Annotated in this window: 19 protein-coding genes; 16 read left to right on the top strand and 3 right to left on the bottom strand. The window is 67.8% G+C overall.

The features are described 5' to 3' along the window. Positions 1-444: 444 nt before the first annotated feature. Positions 445-2,502: a putative bifunctional diguanylate cyclase/phosphodiesterase gene (locus AC5P5S_RS02025; RefSeq protein ID WP_005412645.1), complete on the bottom strand. Its 2,058-nt coding sequence runs from the start codon at positions 2,500-2,502 to the stop codon at positions 445-447. A gap of 150 nt (positions 2,503-2,652) precedes the next feature. Here AC5P5S_RS02025 and radA point away from each other — a divergent pair, with 150 nt between their 5' ends. The 4 genes from radA to AC5P5S_RS02045 all read left to right on the top strand — a co-directional run bounded on the left by radA (position 2,653) and on the right by AC5P5S_RS02045 (position 8,919). Then, entirely contained in the window at positions 2,653-4,029 is a 1,377-nt protein-coding gene (gene radA / locus AC5P5S_RS02030) for a DNA repair protein RadA (RefSeq protein WP_005408586.1), read from the top strand. Between the two features lie 121 nt (positions 4,030-4,150). Next, complete coding sequence (locus AC5P5S_RS02035) at positions 4,151-6,007, top strand: ATP-binding protein (RefSeq protein WP_005412647.1); 1,857 nt, start codon at positions 4,151-4,153, stop codon at positions 6,005-6,007. Between the two features lie 48 nt (positions 6,008-6,055). Next, entirely contained in the window at positions 6,056-8,362 is a 2,307-nt protein-coding gene (locus AC5P5S_RS02040; protein WP_012479526.1) for a tetratricopeptide repeat protein, read from the top strand. A 92-nt stretch (positions 8,363-8,454) separates the two neighbouring features. Continuing rightward, positions 8,455-8,919: a YqhG/Tai3 family protein gene (locus AC5P5S_RS02045; protein ID WP_005412649.1), complete on the top strand. Its 465-nt coding sequence runs from the start codon at positions 8,455-8,457 to the stop codon at positions 8,917-8,919. 99 nt (positions 8,920-9,018) lie between these two features. Here AC5P5S_RS02045 and AC5P5S_RS02050 read toward each other — a convergent pair whose 3' ends face one another. After that, positions 9,019-9,813, bottom strand: coding sequence for a cytochrome C assembly family protein (locus AC5P5S_RS02050; protein WP_012479528.1), 795 nt, complete (start codon positions 9,811-9,813; stop codon positions 9,019-9,021). Positions 9,814-9,935: 122 nt separating this feature from the next. Between AC5P5S_RS02050 and ffh the strand changes: the two genes are divergently transcribed. The 10 genes from ffh (at position 9,936) to AC5P5S_RS02100 (ending at position 16,953) form a co-directional block, all read left to right on the top strand. After that, positions 9,936-11,312 (top strand): signal recognition particle protein, encoded by a 1,377-nt coding sequence (gene ffh / locus AC5P5S_RS02055; protein ID WP_005408591.1) that lies wholly within the window; start codon positions 9,936-9,938, stop codon positions 11,310-11,312. A gap of 91 nt (positions 11,313-11,403) precedes the next feature. Further along, a complete protein-coding gene (locus tag AC5P5S_RS02060) occupies positions 11,404-12,480 on the top strand; it encodes an NAD(P)H-dependent flavin oxidoreductase (protein WP_012479529.1) in 1,077 nt (358 codons plus the stop codon). Continuing rightward, a complete protein-coding gene (locus AC5P5S_RS02065) occupies positions 12,477-13,289 on the top strand; it encodes an aminotransferase class IV family protein (RefSeq protein WP_062606753.1) in 813 nt (270 codons plus the stop codon). Before AC5P5S_RS02060 ends, AC5P5S_RS02065 begins: the two co-directional genes overlap by 4 nt. A 98-nt stretch (positions 13,290-13,387) precedes the next feature. Continuing rightward, positions 13,388-13,648 carry a 30S ribosomal protein S16 gene (rpsP, locus tag AC5P5S_RS02070; RefSeq protein WP_005408594.1) on the top strand — a complete coding sequence of 87 codons (261 nt, stop codon included), beginning with the start codon at positions 13,388-13,390 and terminating at the stop codon, positions 13,646-13,648. Positions 13,649-13,692: 44 nt separating this feature from the next. Next, positions 13,693-14,205 carry a ribosome maturation factor RimM gene (gene rimM / locus AC5P5S_RS02075; RefSeq protein ID WP_005408595.1) on the top strand — a complete coding sequence of 171 codons (513 nt, stop codon included), beginning with the start codon at positions 13,693-13,695 and terminating at the stop codon, positions 14,203-14,205. An 8-nt stretch (positions 14,206-14,213) separates the two neighbouring features. Continuing rightward, entirely contained in the window at positions 14,214-14,972 is a 759-nt protein-coding gene (gene trmD / locus AC5P5S_RS02080; RefSeq protein WP_005412653.1) for a tRNA (guanosine(37)-N1)-methyltransferase TrmD, read from the top strand. Positions 14,973-15,124: 152 nt separating this feature from the next. Then, entirely contained in the window at positions 15,125-15,526 is a 402-nt protein-coding gene (gene rplS / locus AC5P5S_RS02085; protein ID WP_005408597.1) for a 50S ribosomal protein L19, read from the top strand. 82 nt (positions 15,527-15,608) lie between these two features. Continuing rightward, the gene (locus AC5P5S_RS02090) at positions 15,609-15,989 is read left to right on the top strand and encodes a DUF6404 family protein (protein ID WP_062606755.1); all 381 of its coding nucleotides are present in this window, start codon (positions 15,609-15,611) and stop codon (positions 15,987-15,989) included. A gap of 80 nt (positions 15,990-16,069) precedes the next feature. Continuing rightward, complete coding sequence (locus tag AC5P5S_RS02095; protein ID WP_062606757.1) at positions 16,070-16,504, top strand: DUF1801 domain-containing protein; 435 nt, start codon at positions 16,070-16,072, stop codon at positions 16,502-16,504. 38 nt (positions 16,505-16,542) lie between these two features. Beyond that, entirely contained in the window at positions 16,543-16,953 is a 411-nt protein-coding gene (locus AC5P5S_RS02100; protein WP_043035636.1) for a DUF1801 domain-containing protein, read from the top strand. A 117-nt stretch (positions 16,954-17,070) separates the two neighbouring features. Here AC5P5S_RS02100 and AC5P5S_RS02105 read toward each other — a convergent pair whose 3' ends face one another. Continuing rightward, on the bottom strand, positions 17,071-18,531 hold the full coding sequence (locus AC5P5S_RS02105; RefSeq protein WP_005408601.1) for an MATE family efflux transporter: 1,461 nt from the start codon (positions 18,529-18,531) through the stop codon (positions 17,071-17,073). A 62-nt stretch (positions 18,532-18,593) separates the two neighbouring features. Here AC5P5S_RS02105 and AC5P5S_RS02110 point away from each other — a divergent pair, with 62 nt between their 5' ends. Then, positions 18,594-18,833, top strand: coding sequence for a hypothetical protein (locus tag AC5P5S_RS02110; protein ID WP_005408602.1), 240 nt, complete (start codon positions 18,594-18,596; stop codon positions 18,831-18,833). 9 nt (positions 18,834-18,842) lie between these two features. After that, a complete protein-coding gene (locus AC5P5S_RS02115) occupies positions 18,843-19,250 on the top strand; it encodes an RNA-binding S4 domain-containing protein (protein WP_024956742.1) in 408 nt (135 codons plus the stop codon). Positions 19,251-19,262: the final 12 nt, after the last annotated feature.

Raw genomic sequence — 19,262 nt, forward strand, 5'->3', positions numbered from 1 at the left:
TTTGTCGCGCCCGCCGGGAATGGCACGCGCGGTGGTAGTGCCGGCCGCTGGCCGGCAATTACGGGAAGCCGGCCAGCGGCCGGCTCTACCAGGATCCACGCCATGCGTGGATGGGGTCAGAGCCCTTGCCTGCGGCCAGGGATCCGACCCCAAAGCCATCGGCCTCATCCCACCCGGCATGGCCGGCACAGGGGGGTAGTGCCGGCCGCTGGCCGGCAGTTGCGGGAAGCCGGCCAGCGGCCGGCTCTACCAGGAGATCCACGCCATGCGTGGATGGGGTCTGAATCCTTGCCTGCAGCAAGGGATCCGACCCCAAAGCCATCGGCCTCATCCCGCCTGGCATGGCCGGCACAGGGTGGTAGTGCCGGCCGCTGGCCGGCAATTGCGGGAAGCCGGCCAGCGGCCGGCTCTACCAGGAGATCCACGCCATGCGTGGATGGGGTCTCACCCCACCCGGCGCAGGAACTCCTCGGCGTCCATTGGTCGGCCCAGGTGGTAACCCTGCAATTGATCACACCCCAGTTCGCTCAGGTACTCGCGCTGTGCCTGCGTCTCCACGCCCTCTGCCACCACCTGCAGCTGCAGGGTGCGCCCCAGCGCGATGATCGACGAGACGATGGCGGCATCCTCTTCATTGCATTCCAGATCGTGCACGAACGCGCGGTCGATCTTCAGTTCGGTGGCGGGCATGCGCTTCAGGTAGAGCAGGCTGGAATAGCCCGTGCCGAAGTCGTCGATGGCAATATGCACGCCCATCGCGGTCAGGTCGTTGAGAATCGCCAGGCTGGCGTCCACGTCCTTCATTGCCGTGGTCTCGGTGATCTCCAAGGTCAGGCACGCCGGCTCGATGCGGTGCCGTTGCAGCACCTCGCGCACACTGTCCAGCAGCGCCGGCGAGGCGAACTGCAACGGTGACAGGTTCACCGCCATCGACCATTCGGAATGTCCGGCATCGTGCCACGCGCGCAGCTGTGCACAGGCACGGTCCAGTACCCAGTCACCGATCGGCAGGATCAGACCGCTGCGTTCGGCGATGGGAATGAACACATCCGGCGCCAGCAGGCCCAGCTCGGGATGCTGCCAGCGCAGCAGCGCTTCGGCGCCGGTGGCCGGTGCGCCGGCGGCAGGGAACTTGGGCTGGTAGTGCAGCACCAGCTCGTCGCGGGCGATGGCCTTGCGCAGGTCCTGCAGCAGGCGCAGCTGGCGGTTGGCACTGAGCTGCATCGAGGGGGTGAAGAACGTATAGCCGTTCCGGCCGGTCTCCTTGGTGTGGTACATCGCCGCATCGGCGTGTGCCATCAGCTCGCGCTCGTTGCCGGCATCAGCCGGATACAGGGCGATGCCCAGGCTGGCGCTGACCTGCAGCTCGGCTGCATCCAGCAGGAACGGTTCGCCCGCCGCCGCGATGATCCGCTCGGCGACCACCACTGCATCGTCGGGAACATCGATGGCCAGCACGATCACGAACTCGTCGCCGCCGAGGCGGGCGAAGGTGTCCTGTGGCCGCAGCAGGCCGCCGATACGCTGCGCCACCGCCACCAGCAGGCGATCTCCCAGCTGGTGTCCGTACGCATCATTGACCGCCTTGAAGCCGTCCAGGTCGCAGAACATCACCGCCACCGCTTGGTTGCGCCGCCGCGCCTTCTCGATGGCCTGCTCGATGCGGTCCTGCAGCAGCATGCGGTTGGGCAGCTGGGTCAGCGGGTCGTGCAGGGCGGCCTGGATCAGCCTGTCGTTGGCGTGTGCCAGTGAATCGGCCAGCAGCCCGGTGCGCACGCGCATCTGCCGGTCGAACAGCGAGGCCACCAGGGCGATGCCCAGGGTCGCCACCGTGGTGACGATCACCAGCACCGCCAGCCAACGCGTGTCGATGCCGCCGCTGCCGACCGCGCCGCAGATGCTGCCCTCCGGGAAGCGCGCCGCGGCCATGCCGGTGTAGTGCATGCCGACGATGGCCAGGCCCATCACCAGTGAGGCGAGCAGGCGCAGGCGCGTGGTGTTGCGCTGCTCGGCACGCAGGCGGAAGGCAATCCACAGCGCCGCACCGGCGGCGCCGATGGCAACCGCGATGGAGGCAGCGAACCAGCCCGGGTGATAGTCGATGCCCGGCTGCATGCGCATCGCGGCCATGCCCAGGTAGTGCATGGTGGCAATGCCCAGGCCCATCAGCACGGCGCCGGCCAGCAGACGTCGCCAGGGCAGGCTGGACCGCGACACCAGCCACAGCGCATAGGCCGAGGCGCCGATCGACACGGCCAGCGAGTACAGGGTGATGCCGAGGTCGTAGCCGACCGGAATCGGCAGGTCGAAGGCCAGCATGCCGATGAAATGCATCGACCAGATACCCAGGCCCATCGCCGCCGCGCCGCCGGCCAGCCACCAGCGAGCCACGCGGCCCTCGGCGGTGGCCAGGCGGCCGGCCATGTCCAGCGCCGTGTACGAAGCAAGAATGGCCACCAGCAGGGAGATGGCGACCAGGCTCTGACTGTAACTGCCAGTCATGTTGAATCCAGAGGGGGAGGGAGGGGGCGCCCGCAAGGCGCACGCCCGCGACAGCTATCGGCGCGGGCAGGCGGGACTTGAGCGGTCGCAGCACCTGCGACCCGGCTCGGCTATCCTGCCACGCCTGTTCCCGTTGCTGGAAATCATCCGATGGCCAAAGCCCGCACCGCCTACGTCTGCAATGAATGCGGCGCCGAATTCAGCAAGTGGCAGGGCCAGTGCACCGAGTGCAACGCCTGGAACTCGCTGTCGGAAATCGTGCTGGAGAGCGCGGCGGCGGCCAAGGCGCCGGCGTCGCGCCGGGCGGGTTGGGCGGGCAAGATCGATCCGCCGAAGATCACCGCGCTGAAGGACGTGGAGCAGACCGAGCACCGCCGGGTCAGCACCGGCATCGGCGAGTTCGACCGCGTGCTCGGCGGTGGCCTGGTCGAGGGCGCGGTGGTGCTGGTCGGCGGTGACCCGGGCATCGGCAAGTCGACCCTGCTGCTGCAGGCAGTGGCAAAGATGGCGGCCGAACTGCCGGTGCTGTACGTCACCGGCGAGGAGTCGCTGGCGCAGGTGGCCGGTCGTGCGCACCGGCTGGAACTGCCACTGGATGGGGTCAACGCGCTGGCCGAGACCGGCGTCGAGTCGATCCTGCAGCATGCCTCCAGGGCGGGCCCGCGGCTGATCGTGGCCGATTCGGTGCAGACCCTGTGGACCGAGAGCCTGACCGCCGCGCCGGGTTCGGTCAGCCAGGTGCGCGAGAGCGCGGCGCGGCTGGTGCGTTTCGCCAAGGAGACCGGCACCGCCGTGTTCCTGGTCGGCCACGTGACCAAGGAGGGCGGCATCGCCGGCCCGCGCGTGCTCGAACACATGGTCGATGCGGTGCTGTACTTCGAAGGCGAGAGCGGCAGCCGCTTCCGTTTGCTGCGCGCGTTCAAGAACCGCTTCGGTGCGGTCAACGAACTGGGCGTGTTCGCGATGGGGGACAAGGGCCTGAAGGAAGTCTCCAATCCATCGGCCATCTTCCTGTCCGGCGGCAGCACCCATCAGCCGGGCAGCTGCGTGATGGTCACCCGCGAGGGCACGAGGCCCCTGCTGGTGGAGGTGCAGGCACTGGTCGATGCATCGCCGCTGTCGAACCCGCGCCGTGTCGCGGTCGGCCTGGAGCAGAACCGCCTGGCCATGTTGCTGGCCGTGCTGCACCGTCACGGCGGCGTGCTGGTCGGCGACCAGGACGTGTTCGTCAATGTGGTCGGGGGTATCCGCGTACAGGAGACCGCGGCCGACCTGCCGGTGCTGCTGGCGGTGCTGTCCTCGCTGCAGGACCGGCCGCTGGCGGAAAAGACGATTGCCTTTGGCGAGGTTGGCCTGTCCGGCGAGATCCGCCCGGTGCCCAACGGCGAGGACCGCCTGCGCGAGGCGGCCACCCATGGTTTCAAGCGCGCCATCGTGCCCAAGGCCAACGCGCCCAAGGGCGGTTCGGTGAAGGGCATGGAAGTGATCGCGGTGGAGCGCCTGTCCGAGGCTATCGACGCGGCGTGATGCGCGCGGCCCTGCCTCTACAAACGTCGTATACGGCAACGGTCAGCCTGCCTGTGCTAGTTTTTCCCGCTCGACGAAGGCGCCCTCTGGCGTCTTTCCGTGCCCAGGAGTAAACGATTACATGCAGGACACCACGCCCACCGCCCCCAACGCCGAAATCCGTCGCGCAGGGGTCGATCTCAATGGATTGATGACGGTGCTGGGCAAGCACCTGTATTCCACCCCGATGGTGGCGCTGCGCGAGCTGGTGCAGAACGCGCATGACTCGATCATCCGTCGCCGCATCGAGCAGCCCGGCATCGAAGTACCGTCGCGCATCTCGGTGCAGGTCGATGCCGCTGCCGGCGTGCTGCGCATCACCGATACCGGTGCCGGCCTGACCCGCCAGGAAATCCATGACTACCTGGCTACCGTGGGCGTCGGCTACACCCGGGGCCTGCGCCAGGGCGGGGAGGACGATGAAGGCCTGATCGGCATGTTCGGCCTCGGGTTCCTGTCGGCCTTCGTGCTGGCGCGCAGGGTCAGCGTGCGTACCACCTCGTACCAGACGCCGGAACTGGGTCATCTGTACGTGTCCAGCAATGCCGAGCAGTACACCGTCAGCGAAATGCCGGCGCGCGCGGTTGGCACCGAGGTGGAACTGGAGCTGCATCCGGATTTCCTGCCGCTGGCCAACGAGGCGCGCCTGCACGAGGTGCTGGGCCGCTATTGCGCGCTGCTGTCCGAGCCGATCTTCATCGGTGCTGCGGCCGAGGCGCTCAACCCCGAGCCGCCGCCGTGGCGCAGCCAGGGTGACGTCGTCGTGCATCCGGTGCAGGCGCGTCGCCAGGCGCTGCAGTTCGCTGCGCGCTTCGAGCACGATTTCGAGCCGATCGTCACCGTGCCACTGCGCGCGGATGGCGACAGCGATGCCACCGGCCTGTTGTGGGTCCAGGACGGCGCTACCTACGGCACCAGTGACAACCGCAATCTTTCGGTGTTCGTGCGCGGCATGCTGCTGGACGACGATGCGCGCGACCTGCTGCCGCCGTGGGCGGGCTTCATCGGCGGAGTGATCGAATCCTCGCGGCTGACGCCCACCGCCAGCCGCGAAGACCTGCAGCGCGATGACCAGTACCGGGCCGTGCAGCACGCGCTGCTGGAGGCGCTGATTGATGGCCTGGCCGACGTCGCACGGCAGCAGCCGGAAGCCTGGCGACGCGTTCTCACGCGCCATAATGAGGCCTTGCTGGGCGCGGCGCTGTGCGATGACCGCCTGTTCGACCTGCTGCTGGAGCACGTGCGCGTGCCGACTTCGCAGGGCGACCTGCCGGCCAGTGCGCTGCCGGCGCGTGGTGCCGTGCATGTGATTCTCGACAATGGCGGTGGCTTCGAGGAGATGCTGTTCCGCGCGATGGGGGTACCGGTCGCGCATGGCCACCGCTATGCAGTCGTGCCGTTCCTGCGTCGCTGGGCCCAGGCCAAGGGCCTGCGCCTGGTTGAACTGGGGACCGAGCAGGGTAACCGTGCACTGTTCCGAAGCGATGACAGCCTCGACGAGGCGCAGCTGGCATGGCTGCGCGAGCAGCTGGGCGACGGCGAACAGTTGCTGCCGGCACGCTTCAGCCCCGAGTCGCTGCCGGTGGTGGTGGTGCCCGACCGCGAAGCCGAGCTGAAGCAGCGCCTGGAAGACGACGAGAACGACAAGCGCGTGTCGATGGCCGCGCTGCGCCTGGCCCGGCAGTTCACCGCACGCATCGAGTCGCGCGCGCCGTCGCGGCTGTACCTCAATCTCGACAACCCGGCAGTGCAGGCGCTGCTGCGCGCCCAGCGCGAGGGGCATCCACAGGCCGAAGCCGCAGCCCGTCTGCTGCGCTCACTGAAGATCATCGTCGCCGCGCAGGGCCGCCCGCTGGCACGCGCGAACGCTACGCCCGGCCCGGATCTCAACGGCGCCTTTACCGATATTGCCGGTGCCCTGCAGCAGATGCTGCGCTGAGCACCGTACCTTCTCATCCAGCCTTTGCTAGACAGGAGCACTTACCCCATGGACATCTGGAACTGGGTCGAAAAACTGCAGGGTGACCTGCGCCAGGCCGGCCAGGCGCAGAACGCGCACCTGCTGAACCGTCTCGCCGACGAGGTGAGTGAACTGCAGATCGACCGCGTCGATGCATTGCTGCCCGAAGCGCGTGCGCTGGGCAAGGCGCTGGACAACCCGTGGGTCGACGTCTATGTCGGCCACTGGGCGCTGCGCAACCGCGTCGGCAACCGCGTCGAAGGCGAGAGCGCGCTGGGCGAAGCGGTGGCGCTGTTCGAACGTGCGCACCGTGAGGACACGCTGGAATGCCCGCAGTCGATCTGCGTGACCCAGGATCTGGCTGCCTGCTATGGCAACATCGATGGCCCGGGCTGGGTGCCCGAGCGCATCGAGGTCTGCGATGAAACACTGGGTCGCATCGACCCGAGCTGGGCCTGTTTCCAGTGCCTGAGCTGCGAGAAGGCCGATGCGCTGCTCGATGATGGTCGTGGCCAGGCGGCGCTGGATTACCTGCAGGCGCAGGCCGATGCCGTGGAGGCCTGTGGCAAGGAAGTGTTCGACAGCTTCCCGGAGATGCAGATCAAGATCCTGCTGGGAATGGGCCGTGCCGATGAGGCACTGGCACTGATCGAAAAGCGGGAGGCCGAAGTTGCTGCGTCCGGAGAATACGAGCCGGCCAACTGCACGGTGCCGCGCCGCCTGTCCAAGGCCTGGGCGCTGGCCCAGCTGGGCCGCGACGAAGAGGCGCTGCAGCAGCTGGTGCCGTGGAGCGAGCTGACTCCGAACTACTGGCGCCTGTGGGCCAACACCGCCGCCGCGCTCTGCCAGCGGGATCCTGCGCGCAATACCTGGGATCTGGGCACGCGCTTCAACACGATCATCGAGCACTTTGCCCGGGTCGGATCGCATCGCCTGCTGATCGAAGTGGCAGCGCTGAGCCTGGAGCTGGCGCTGCAGCGTGGTGCGCGCTGGGTGGCACTGCGGCAGCTGGAACTGGCCCGCACGCATCTGGCGCAGCTGCGCCAGGATCGTGGTGCTGCGGCGCTGGTGGCCGGCCTGGCCGCGCGCATCGACGCGTTGCCGGATGTCGCACCGCTGCCGGTGCCGGCGGGCGAGCTGCTGGCATGGCTGGACGCGCAGGGCGAACAGAACCAGTCGCGCGATCCCGAGCGCGAAGCGCAGTGGTTGCTGCAGGCGCATGCCGAGTTGCCCGATGACGAGGCGCTGGCCGAGATGGCGGCCAGCGCACTCAATGCCTGCGGCGCGCAGCCCGAGGCGCGCGCGCTGCTGTGGCGGTTCGTACGCAGCCATGCGCAGAACGATGGTCCCGCGGCCTACACGTTGATGCGCTGGCTGGCCGAACAGGGCGACGACGATGGCCTGCGCCAGCTGGCCGATCTCTATCGCGGCAGCGTGCCGGTGTTCGCGCACTGGTGCGAGGTGCAGCGTGCACGCCGCGTGTCCGACTGGCCGGCGCTGGAGCAGGCGGCCCGATCCCTGCTGGAGCTGTCTCCGGGCTCGCACGGCGCGCGCGGCACGCTGGCGCGCATGTACATGGAAACCGGCCGCTTCAGCGAAGCACAGGCCTGCTATGCGCAGCTGGTTGAATTGCTGGAAGATCCGAATGCCGCGCATTGGGACCACATGAGTGCCGCCAGCGCGGCGCGGGATTGGGACGCCGTGCGTCGCTCGGCGAAGGCGATCGGCATGGAGCTGTCCAGCCTGGAAGGCGTGGTCGAAGAGCCGTGGGGCTGGGTGATCATCCGCAGCGAAGAGAACGGTGAGCCGATGGAGTACTACGCCCGTCGCAGCGGGCCGGTGACCGCGCGCATCGTCGAGAACGCGCCGTCCAACCGCGCCCAGCAGGTGGGCGACTGGGTGGTGTTCGATGCCGCGCTGGTGCATCCGGCACCCGAGGAGGAGGAAGCACGCGAGCATTTCATCCCGACCTATGCGCAGGTGCATGTGCTGGAACGCGGCGGCTTCGCCCGCAGCTGGATGATCGATGGCGCGCACCCGGGCGAAGAGGCCTGGAACGTCTTCGTTGAGGCGGCCGAAGCACAGGGTTGGAAGGTGTGGTCGCACAGCCGCCCGGACTACACCGTCACCGACCCCGATGTGGAAGAGGGTACGCTGCCCGGCCTGCTGTTCACCGTGGCCCAGCCGCAGGACCATGCACCGCTGGCGCTGCACCGCTTCCTCCAGCAGCAGACCGCGACGTGGCCGCATCCGCATTGCTGGCTGCGCCTGGCCGAAGCCTGCGACCAGGATCGCCAGCCGCACCTGGACGTGATCGAGCGTTACGGGTTGTAAGCCGGGTATCGGGTAGTGCCGGCCGCTGGCCGGCAGCGCCGGGATATCCTGTAGTGCCGGCCAGCGGCCGGCACTCCCTCAAGGAGAAATACATGCGAAAGACAGGGATGTTCGTGATCGCCGGGCTGCTGCTGGCCCCCACCGTGCAGGCTGCTCCCGCCTGCCGGGAGCCTGCGGCTGTGGCCCGCGCCTTCTACGAGGCGACGACCGGCAACGGTGATCTGCTGGATCCGCCGGCCGCGCTGGTCAGCGCGGCCTTCGGCAAGGCGCTGCGTGATGAGCGTGCCTGCCAGCAGCGCGAGGAGGGCATCTGCACGATCGATTCCGATCCGTGGCTGGATGCGCAGGATGGCGACATCGACAGCCCCGTGCGTTACAGCTGGAAAGAGGCCTCGGCGACCACTGGCCAGGTAGAAATGCGATATTTGGTCTGGAAAAAGGCCTACGTGACCCGGTTGCCGATGGTGCGCCAGGGCCAGGGCTGCTGGCAGGTCGATGACATCCTCACCAACAGCGGCCGTTCGGTGCGGAAGATCCTGGCGCAGCCGGTGCCCTGACCGGCGGCAGCATCCACGCAGGGTGCGGTCCAGTTGCCGGCCAGCGGCCGGCACTACCAGGTGATGTTGGGTGGGTGCCGACCGTTGGTCGGCACGCTTCTATCGCGTATGCCCGAACACCAGTTCGATCACGAACTGGCTGCCGAAGAACGCCAGCAGCAGCAACAGCATTGCCGCCAGCGTCCAGTGCACCGCCTTCATGCCGCGCCAGCCGTAGCGGCGGCGGCCGACCAGCAGCACGCCGAACACGACCCACGACAGCACGCTCAGCACGGTCTTGTGCACCAGCTTCTGTGCCAGCAGGTCATCGACGAACAGCACGCCGGTGACCAGGGTCAGGGTCAGCAGCGCGAAGCCGACGATGATCACCCGGAACAGCAGTGATTCCAGGTCGGCCAGCGGCGGCAGCGCCCGCAGCCACGGCCGGAACTCGCGGCGACGCAGTGCGCGTTCCTGCAGCCACAGCATGATTGCCAGCAGCGCGGCGATGCTCAGCGTGGCGTAGGCCAGCAGCGCCAGCCAGGCGTGGCTGGCCAGGCGCCAGCCCAGCACTTTGCTCGGTTCGTGGCCGTAGCCGTGGTAGGCCAGCAGCAGCACGGCAGCCAGCGGGAACACCACCACGCCCAGCGCCGACATCCGCCCTCGTGCGCCGACCAGCGAGGTCAGCCAGGCCATGCCCAGGCCGACCAGCGACAGCGCGGCGAAAAAGTGCATGTCCGGCCCGCCGTTGGTGCGCATCGCCACCATCACGTGGTAGCTGCCATGCAGCAGCATCGCCGGCAGGGCCGGCCACAGCCAGGTGGGCGAGCCGGTGGTTTCATCGCGGCCGAGCGCGCGCACCAGCAGGGCACTGGCAGCCAGGTAGAGCAGGACGGCGATGAGAACGATTGTCATCGTTGCAGTTTCGCATACCCCTGCGGTGGTGGCGACGGTCCCGTGGCCGCAGTCCGGGGAGACAGCCGGACCCGTTATACTGTCTGCCTTATTGTCCCCCGCTTTCAGACAGGTTGCGCCGCATGTTCGAGTCCCTGACCCAGCGCCTTTCCGGCACCATCGAGCGCCTGCGTGGCCGTGGCCGCCTGACCGAGGAGAACATCCGCGAGGCGACCCGCGAAGTGCGCATCGCGCTGCTCGAAGCCGACGTTGCGCTGCCGGTGGTGCAGGCCCTGATCGAGCGCATCAAGGTACGAGCGGTTGGCCAGGAAGTGCTGAAGTCGCTGACCCCGGGCCAGGCGCTGATCAAGGTCGTGCGCGACGAGCTGACCGCGGTGATGGGCGCCGAAGCCAGCGACCTGAACCTCAATGTGCCCGCGCCGGCCATCATCCTGATGGCGGGCCTGCAGGGCGCCGGCAAGACCACCACGGTGGGCAAGCTGGCCAAGCACCTGAAGGAAAAGCGCAAGAAGAAGGTGATGGTGGTCTCGGCCGACGTCTACCGTCCGGCCGCGATCGAGCAGCTGAAGACCCTGGCCGAGCAGGTCGGCGTGCTGTTCTTCCCGTCCAGTGCCGACCAGAAGCCGGAAGCCATCGTCCGTGCCGCCATCGACGACGCGCGCAAGTCGTTCGTCGACGTGCTGCTGGTCGATACCGCCGGCCGCCTGGCCATCGACGAAGCGATGATGGCCGAGATCAAGGCCCTGCACGCTGCGGTGAACCCGGCCGAAACCCTGTTCGTGGTCGACGCCATGACCGGCCAGGACGCGGCCAACACCGCCAAGGCCTTCGGCGATGCCCTGCCGCTGACCGGCGTGGTGCTGACCAAGACCGACGGTGACGCCCGTGGCGGTGCCGCACTGAGCGTGCGCTACATCACCGGCAAGCCGATCAAGTTCGTCGGCGTCAGCGAAAAGCCGGAAGGCCTGGACGTGTTCCACCCGGACCGTATCGCCAGCCGCATCCTCGACATGGGCGACGTGCTGTCGCTGGTCGAGCAGGTCGAGCAGCAGGTCGACAAGGACAAGGCGGCCAAGCTGGCCGAGAAGGTCGCCAAGGGCAAGAAGTTCGACCTGAACGACATGCGTGACCAGCTCGAGCAGATGCAGAACATGGGCGGCATCGGCGGCCTGATGGACAAGCTGCCGGGCCTGGGCAACATCCCCGACCATCTGAAGCAGCAGGTCAGCCAGGGCAAGGAAGTGCCGCGCATGATCGCCATCATCAGCTCGATGACCAAGAAGGAACGGCGCAACCCGAACCTGCTGAACGGCTCGCGCCGCGCGCGCATCGCCAAGGGCTCGGGCGTGACGCCGGCTGACGTCAACAAGCTGATGAAGCAGTACATGCAGATGGAAAAGATGATGAGCAAGATGGCCGGCGGCGGCATGAAGGGCATGCTGCGCAGCATGAAGGGCATGATGGGCGCCATGGGCGGCCGCGGCATGCCGTTCCGTTGATGCAGCGACGGGGCCGGCGCGCATTGCGACGCGGCCCCGGTCACAATGACTGGCGTATGCTGGATGGCGACTTCTCCAACAGGTATGTCGCGTGAATGCATCGCCGATTCTTGAACGCGCCGACACCTTCTGTCGGCGTTTTTCATTGCAGCTTCCGATCCTGCTGGCACCGATGGCCGGTGCCTGCCCGGTGCCGCTGTCGGCCGCGCTGGCCAATGCCGGCAGCATGGGCGCGATGGGTGCGGTGCTGTCGCCGGCCGCCGATATCGGCCGCTGGATGGATGACTTCCGCGCCGCTTCCAATGGCCCGGCGCAGGTGAACCTGTGGGTGCCGGATCCGGTGCCGACCCGTGACGTTGCCGCCGAGGCTGCCAGCCGCGCCTTCCTGACGCAGTGGGGCCCGGACGTGCCGGCCAGCGCCGCCGATGCCACGCCCGCCGACTTCGAAGAACAGTTCGCCGCACTGCTGGCCGCACGCCCGGCGGTGGCCTCGACCATCATGGGTGTGTTGCTGCCGCGCCACGTGCAGCAGTTGAAGGATGCCGGCATTGCCTGGATCGCCTGCGCGACCACCTTGTCCGAAGCGCGTGCAGCACAGGACGCCGGTGCCGATGCGGTGGTGGCGCAGGGCATGGAAGCGGGCGGCCATCGCGGTGCGTTCGATCCGGCGATGGCCGAGCGCCAGCTGGTCGGCCTGTTCGCGCTGCTGCCGCGCCTGGCCGATCACCTGCAGATCCCGGTGATTGCCGCCGGCGGTATCGCCGATGGCCGCGGTATCGCCGCCGCGCTCACGTTGGGGGCCAGCGCGGTGCAGATCGGCACCGCGTTCCTGCGCACGCCCGAAGCAGCGATCGCCTCGGCATGGGCCGATGGGCTGGCCGCCAGCGAACCGGAAGACACCTGGCCGACCCGCGCCTTCAGCGGCCGCCTGGGCCGCGGCCTGGCGACCGCCTATGTGCGCGCCGCTGCCGCAGAAGGCGCCCCGGCGCCACGCCCGTACCCGGTGCAGCGCGGGCTGACCGCGCCGATGCGCAAGCAGGCCGCGCAGGAAAACCGCCTGGCGGCGATGCAGGCCTGGGCCGGGCAGTCGGCGTGGATGGCGCCGGCACAGCCGGCCGCCGACGTGCTGCGCGGCATGTGGAGCCAGGCGCAGGCGCTGCTGCGATGACGGTGACCTGCAACGGCCTGCCGGCACAGGTCGAGGATCTGCTGCCGGCGCTGGTCAACTACGGCCATTTCACCTCGCTGCAGGTGCGCGACCACGCGGTGCAGGGACTGGACCTGCATCTGGCGCGGCTGTCACAGGCGACCCGTGAACTGTTCGGCAGCGAGCTGGATACGGTGCAGGTGCAGACCTGGATGGCACAGGCCCTGCAACAGGCCGGCCTGGCCGATGCCTCGCTGCGGGTGACGGTGTACTCGCGCCGGTTCGATTTCCGCAACCCGCTGGCGGCGGTGCCGGTGGACGTGCTGGTGGCAGTATCAGCGCCGGTGGCCCTGGTCGCGCCCAAGCGCGTGCGCAGCGTGGTCTGGCAGCGCGAAATGCCGCAGATCAAGCACGTGGGCACGTTTGGCCTGTTCGCCGAGCGCCGAGCGGCGATGGCCGAAGGATTCGACGATGTGCTGTTCGTGACCGCTGATGGCGACGTGAGTGAAGGCAGCACCTGGAATCTGGCCGTGCACGATGGTGAACGGCTGCTCTGGCCGCAGGCGCCGGCCCTGCGCGGTACGGCCGAAGCGCTGCTGAAGCGGCATTGGCCCGATGCGCAGTTGACGCGGCCGTTGGCGCTGGCTGAACTGGGCAGTGTGAAGGCCGCTTTTGCCTGCAACGCCAGCGGCCTGTGGGCGCTGGAGGCCATCGACGGGCATCTCCTGCCAAGCTCGCAGGCGCTGGCTGAACAGAGCAGGGCGGTGCTGGCGGCGGTGGCTTGGCAGGGGCTGGGGCCAGATCCCTTTTGCGCCGCAAAAGGGATCTGACCCCAAGCGAACCCCCCGGGGTTGGCTCGGCCGGACTCTGCCGCTATAATCGCCCGCTTACCTCGCCATCCTGGCGACTGGGCAATAGGAAAAACACCATGGTCAAGATTCGACTGACCCGCGGCGGCGCCAAGAAGCGTCCGTTCTACCACATCATCGTCACCGACGTGCGCAGCGCGCGCGACGGCCGCAACATCGAGCGCGTTGGTTTCTACAACCCGGTCGCCCAGGGCGGCGAGAAGCGCATCGAGCTGGACCTGGCCCGCGTTGACCATTGGGTCAAGAACGGCGCCCAGCCGACCGACAAGGTCCGCAACCTGATCAAGGAAGCGACCAAGTCCCAGGCCGCTGCGGCCTGATCCTGACGGGCCACGCTTCGGCGTGGCCCTCTTGGTTGAAGCAGATGAAAGATATCGAGCGCCGCATCCTGCTGGGCAGGGTTGTCGGCGCTTTTGGTGTGCGCGGCGAGATCAAGCTCGAGTCCTGGACCGAGCCACGTTCCGCCATTTTCCGTTACCAGCCGTGGATCGTGCGCAGCCCGTCCGGCGTGGAAACCACGATTGAAGGTGTGCGTGGCCGCGACAGTGGCAAGCACCTGGTCGCCCGGTTCCCCGGCGTCGAGGACCGCGATACCGTTGAAGCGATGCGCGGCACCGAGATCTACGTGGCCCGCAGTGCCCTGCCACCGCCGAAGCCCGATGAGTATTACTGGGTGGACCTGGAAGGCCTGGACGTGAAGACCACCGAGGGCGTTGCCCTGGGCCAGGTCTCGCACCTGTTCAGCACCGGCGCCAACGACGTGGTGGTGGTCCGGGGTGACCGCGAGCGGATGATCCCGTTCGTGCAGCCGGACTTCGTCAAGTCGGTCGATTTCGAGGCCAACCTGGTCGTGGTCGACTGGGATCCCGAGTTCTGAGTGTGAGCATGCGTTTCGACGTCATCACCCTGTTCCCCGAGTTCCTCGCCCAGTCCGCTGGACTGGGCGTGGTCGGGCGCGCGCAGGAGAAGGGGTTGTTCAGCCTGCATGGCTGGAATCCCCGTGATTACGCCGAAGGCAACTACCGCCGGGTGGACGACCGTCCATTCGGTGGCGGCCCGGGCATGGTGATGCTGATCGAGCCGTTGCAGGCCTGCCTGCAGGCGATCCGCGATGCTGATCCGACCCCGGCGCGGGTGATCCATCTCAGCCCGCAGGGGGCGCCGTTGACTCAGGCCAAGGTGCGGGAACTGGCGGCGTTGCCGCGCATGGTCCTGCTCTGTGGCCGCTACGAGGGCATCGACGAGCGTTTCCTGGAAGCCAATGTCGACGAGGAAATCTCCCTCGGCGACTATGTGCTGTCGGGTGGCGAGCTGGGTGCGGCGGTCATCATCGACGCCGTGGCCCGCCTGCAGGACGGGGCCCTGAATGACGCTGAATCAGCGGCCCAGGACAGCTTCGAAGGTGATCTGGGCCTGCTCGACTGTCCGCACTACAGCCAGCCGGCCCAGCACCCTCTGGGCGACGTGCCGGACGTGCTGCGCTCAGGCAACCATGCGGCCATCGCCGCGTGGCGCCGCCAGCAGTCGCTGGTCCGTACCGCCCAGCGGCGCCCGGACCTGCTGGATGAACAGGCGCTGGGCAAGGCCGACCGCACGCTGCTGGAACAGGGCCGTCAGGCCCAGAAACAGAAGGCCGACCCCTAGCGCAGGGCCGGCTTTATCGGCTATCATGGCCAATTACCGCCAGCCTAGGCCGGCGCGCAGTACCCACAACAAACGTGCAGCACAGTCCGGTGACTGCATGAGCCCACGTTGTCTACATGACACGCCCACCCGAACAAGAATCGGTGTAACCCATGAGCAAGCTGAACAAGTCCATCGTTGCGGAATTCGAATCCGCCCAGATCACCCGTGAACTGCCGAAGTTCAGCCAGGGCGACACCGTTGTCGTCAACGTGAAGGTGAAGGAAGGCAGCCGCGAGCGCGTGCAGGCCTACGAAGGCGTCGTCATCGCCACCAAGAACGCCGGCCTGAACTCCTCGTTCACCGTGCGCAAGATCTCGCACGGCTACGGCGTCGAGCGCGTGTTCCAGACCCACAGCGCCATCATCGACTCGGTCGAAGTGAAGCGTCGTGGCAAGGTCCGCGCCGGCAAGCTGTACTACCTGCGTGGCCTGGAAGGCAAGGCTGCCCGCATCAAGGAAGACCTGGCTGCCGCTGCTGCCGCCAAGGCTGCCCGTCTGGCCGAAAAGGCCTGATAAACAACTTCGGTTGTTGCCGCGACGGCCACCTTCGGGTGGCCGTTTGCGTTTTCGGCAGCGCATCGGCCACGATCAGGTGATGAACGACATCAACCCGCGCTATCCCGCCGTGATCCAGTCGGCGTTGCGCTTCCTCGACGGCAAGGGATTGGCGCGTGTGCAGTCGGCGCCGTTGCTGCATCGCCTGCTGTGGCGCATGGGCATCGCACTGCCACCGCCGATCCTGGCCGGCTTCGGTACCAATGCGCTGGTGCAGGGCCTGTTGTTCGGGCTGTTCTGGACCGCGCTGATGTGGCTGATGCTGTGGCAGGGCAGTGAGCGTCCGCTGGCGCTGCTGCTGGTGGCCGGGCTGTTGGCCGGAGCGCTGTTCGGCATGGTGATGGCGGCGCTGATGCGCGCGCTGCGCCGGCACCGCAAGCTGCCGGAGTGGCGCCAGTTCCGCGCGGGGCAGGCGGACTGAGCCGATGGCGCACTGCGCCGTGACCGCCCGGCACAGGCCGCGGTAGGCTGCCGGCATCATCCCGATGGACGTGCCGTGCGATGCCTGCCAAGCGAACCGCACCTTCCGCTGCGCACAAGCTGTTGTCAGGCGGTAATCCGCAGATCGCCAAGGGCGAGGGCGATGCCACGGTACAGGCCTATATCGCGGCGATGCCGGACTGGAAGCGGCCGATCGGCGCACGGCTGGATGCGCTGGTCGAACAGGCCGTACCCGGGGTGCACAAGGCGGTGAAGTGGAACTCGCCGATGTATGCGGTGGCCGCGGGCGAAGGCTGGTTTCTCAGCTTCCATTGCTTCACCCGCTATATCAAGGTGGCGTTCTTCCGCGGCGCTGCGCTGAAACCGGTGCCGCCGGAGCCGTCCAGGAGTGCCGATACGCGCTACCTGCACATTGCACAGGATGGCGTACTGGATGAAGCCCGGTTTCTTGACTGGGTGCGCCAGGCCGCGGCATTGCCCGGCGAACACATGTAAGCCCACCGTTCTGATCTCCTTGCCGACGAGAGCCGCTGATGGCCACGCATGCACCCAACCCGGCTGATGCCGGAACCCCGGCCGCCGAACTGATCGATGCGCGCATCGCCGAACTGGGCGACTGGCGTGGCGAAGCGCTGGCACGCGTGCGTGCGTTGATCCATGAGGCGCTGCCCGACGTGCAGGAAACCTGGAAATGGCGGGGTACACCGGTGTGGGAGCACAACGGCATCCTGTGCACCGGCGAGACCTACAAGCAGGCGGTGAAGCTGACGTTTGCCAATGGCGCGGCGCTGGCCGATCCGAAGGGCCTGTTCAACGCCAGCCTGGAGGGCAACACGCGGCGCGCGATCGATATCCATGAAGGCGCGATGCCGGATGCCGCCGCGTTCAAGGCGTTGATGCGCGCGGCGGCGACGTTCAACGCGGCGAAGAAGAAGAAGCGGTAGAGCCGGCCGCTGGCCGGCTGTGCCGCGATGCTGCTGGAGAGGTGTGAGGTTGCCGGCCAGCGGCCGGCACTACCGTGGCGTTCACTGGCCCATGAGGTTGCCGGCCAGCGGCCGGTATTACCGCATCGGTGCGGCATCCGGGTCGGCCACTGGCGACGGCGGGCAAGCCGGAATTTCCGACGGCGTGGCCAGTTCCTCGGCGTGCGAGGGCTTGCTGATCATCTTCGCCTTGCGCCAGCCGCCCCAGCGGTAATACGCCAACGACAGCAGCATCGACACCAGCGAGCTGACCGGGAAACTCCACCAGATCGCATCGGCGCCCCAATACGGCTGCAGCAGCTCGGCGAACGGCACGCGAACGCCCCACAGCGAACCAGCCAGGATCAGCAGCGGCGGGATCACCGCACCGGTGGAGCGCACCACGCCGGAGATCACGAAGCTGACGCCGAAGAACAGGAACGAGCCGATCACCACGTGGTTGAGATGACGGGCAATGTCCAGCGCCTGGCTGGCCGGCGGCAGGAACAGGGCCAGCAGCTGGCGATCAAACAGGACCAGCGGCAGGATCAGCGCGCCGGTCAGCAGGAAATTGAACAGCACGCCCTGGCGTGCGGTGCCGCGTACGCGGTCCCAGCGCTGCGCACCGACATTCTGCGCCGCCATCGAAGAGCACGCCGCGCCGATCGCCATCGCCGGCATCTGCAGGTAGTTCCACAGCTGCAGGGAAGCGCCGTAACCGGCGGCGGTGTCGGTGCCGTACTGGTTGACCATGGTCATCAGCAGGATCACCGACAGCGAGATCAACACCATCTGCAGGCCCATCGGCACACCCTTGAGCACCAGCGCTTTCAGGATGGTCAGGTCGAGCTTGAACAGGCGCATGTCGGCGCGGCCCAGCCACAACGTGTGGCGCTTGTGCCGCATGTACAGCAGCAGGCCGGCCAGCGACAGCGTCTGCGCGACGAGCGTGGCCCAGGCCGAGCCGGCGATGCCCAGCGCGGGGAACGGCCCCATGCCGAAGATCAGCACCGGGTTCAGCACGATGTCCAGTGCCACCGACACCATCAGGAAACGGAACGGCGTGCGCGAGTCACCGGCACCGCGCAGCGCGGCGGTGAGGAAGGCGAACGCATACAGCGTCGGCATCGCCAGGAAGATGATCTGCAGGTAGGCCTCGGCCAATGGCAGCGAGGCGGCCGGCGTGCCCATCGCCGCCAGCAGCGGATGGGCCATGAACCAGCCGGCGATGGCGATGATCACTGACAGGCCGATGAAGAAGGTGGCGCTGGTACCCACCACGCGCCGCGCCTGCGCGATGTCGCGCGCGCCGATCGCCTGGCCGATCAGGATGGTCGAGGCCATGCCGAAGCCGAACACCGAGCCGATCAGGAAGAACATGATGTTGTTGGCGTTCGCGGTGGCGGTCAGTGCCGCCTCGCCGAGGAAGCGCCCGACCCAGACCGCATTCACCGAACCGTTCAGCGACTGCGCGATGTTGCCGGCCAGGATCGGCAGGGAAAACAACAGGAGATTGCGGCCGATCGGGCCGGAGGTCAGGTCAAGCGGCGCTTTGGCCATGGAGTGGTGATCGAATCCCGGGAGGCGCACACTAGCACCAAGCCGGTTTGCGGGATGTGGCAATGCGTCAACGACTGCAGGTGAAGCGAAGGCTGGCGCTGGCCTTGATCGGCGCCGCGCTGGCCGCATGTTCGACAGGTGACCGGCTGGGCGATACCCAGGTGCGGCCAACCGACCGCCCCGAGTGCCTGGTCGGCAGCCAGCGCCAGGATCTTTCCGCCGGCGTTCCCACCCTGATCGGGGGCAGCGGCTGCCGCACCGACCCCGACAACCCGCGTCCCCTGAACAAGCGAACGGAGTAGTCCCTGCCGATGACCGAGCTTTCCGCGCTGTCGCCCAGTGTCCGCCTGGACATCTGGCTGTGGGCGGCCCGTTTCTTCAAGACCCGCAGCCTGGCCAAGCAGGCCATCGAAACCGGCAAGGTCAGCGTCGCCGGGCAGCGCCCGAAATCCTCACGCGCAGTGCGCGTCGGTGAGCAGCTGCAGGTCGACCGCGGCGAAGAGCATTTCGAGATCCAGGTGCTGGGCCTGAGCGACCAGCGCGGGCCGGCGCCGACGGCGCAGCAGTTGTATGCCGAGAGTGAGGCCTCGAAGGCGCGCCGTGCCGAACAGCGCGCGTTGCGCATCGCGGCGCGCGATGGTTTCCAGCCGCCGGAGCACAAGCCGGACAAGCGCGCACGGCGGTTGATCCGCGCGCTCGGCGATATCGACGCGTTGTAAGCAGCAGGGCGC

This window comes from Stenotrophomonas sp. YJH_SMC_54 (genome assembly GCF_059368435.1).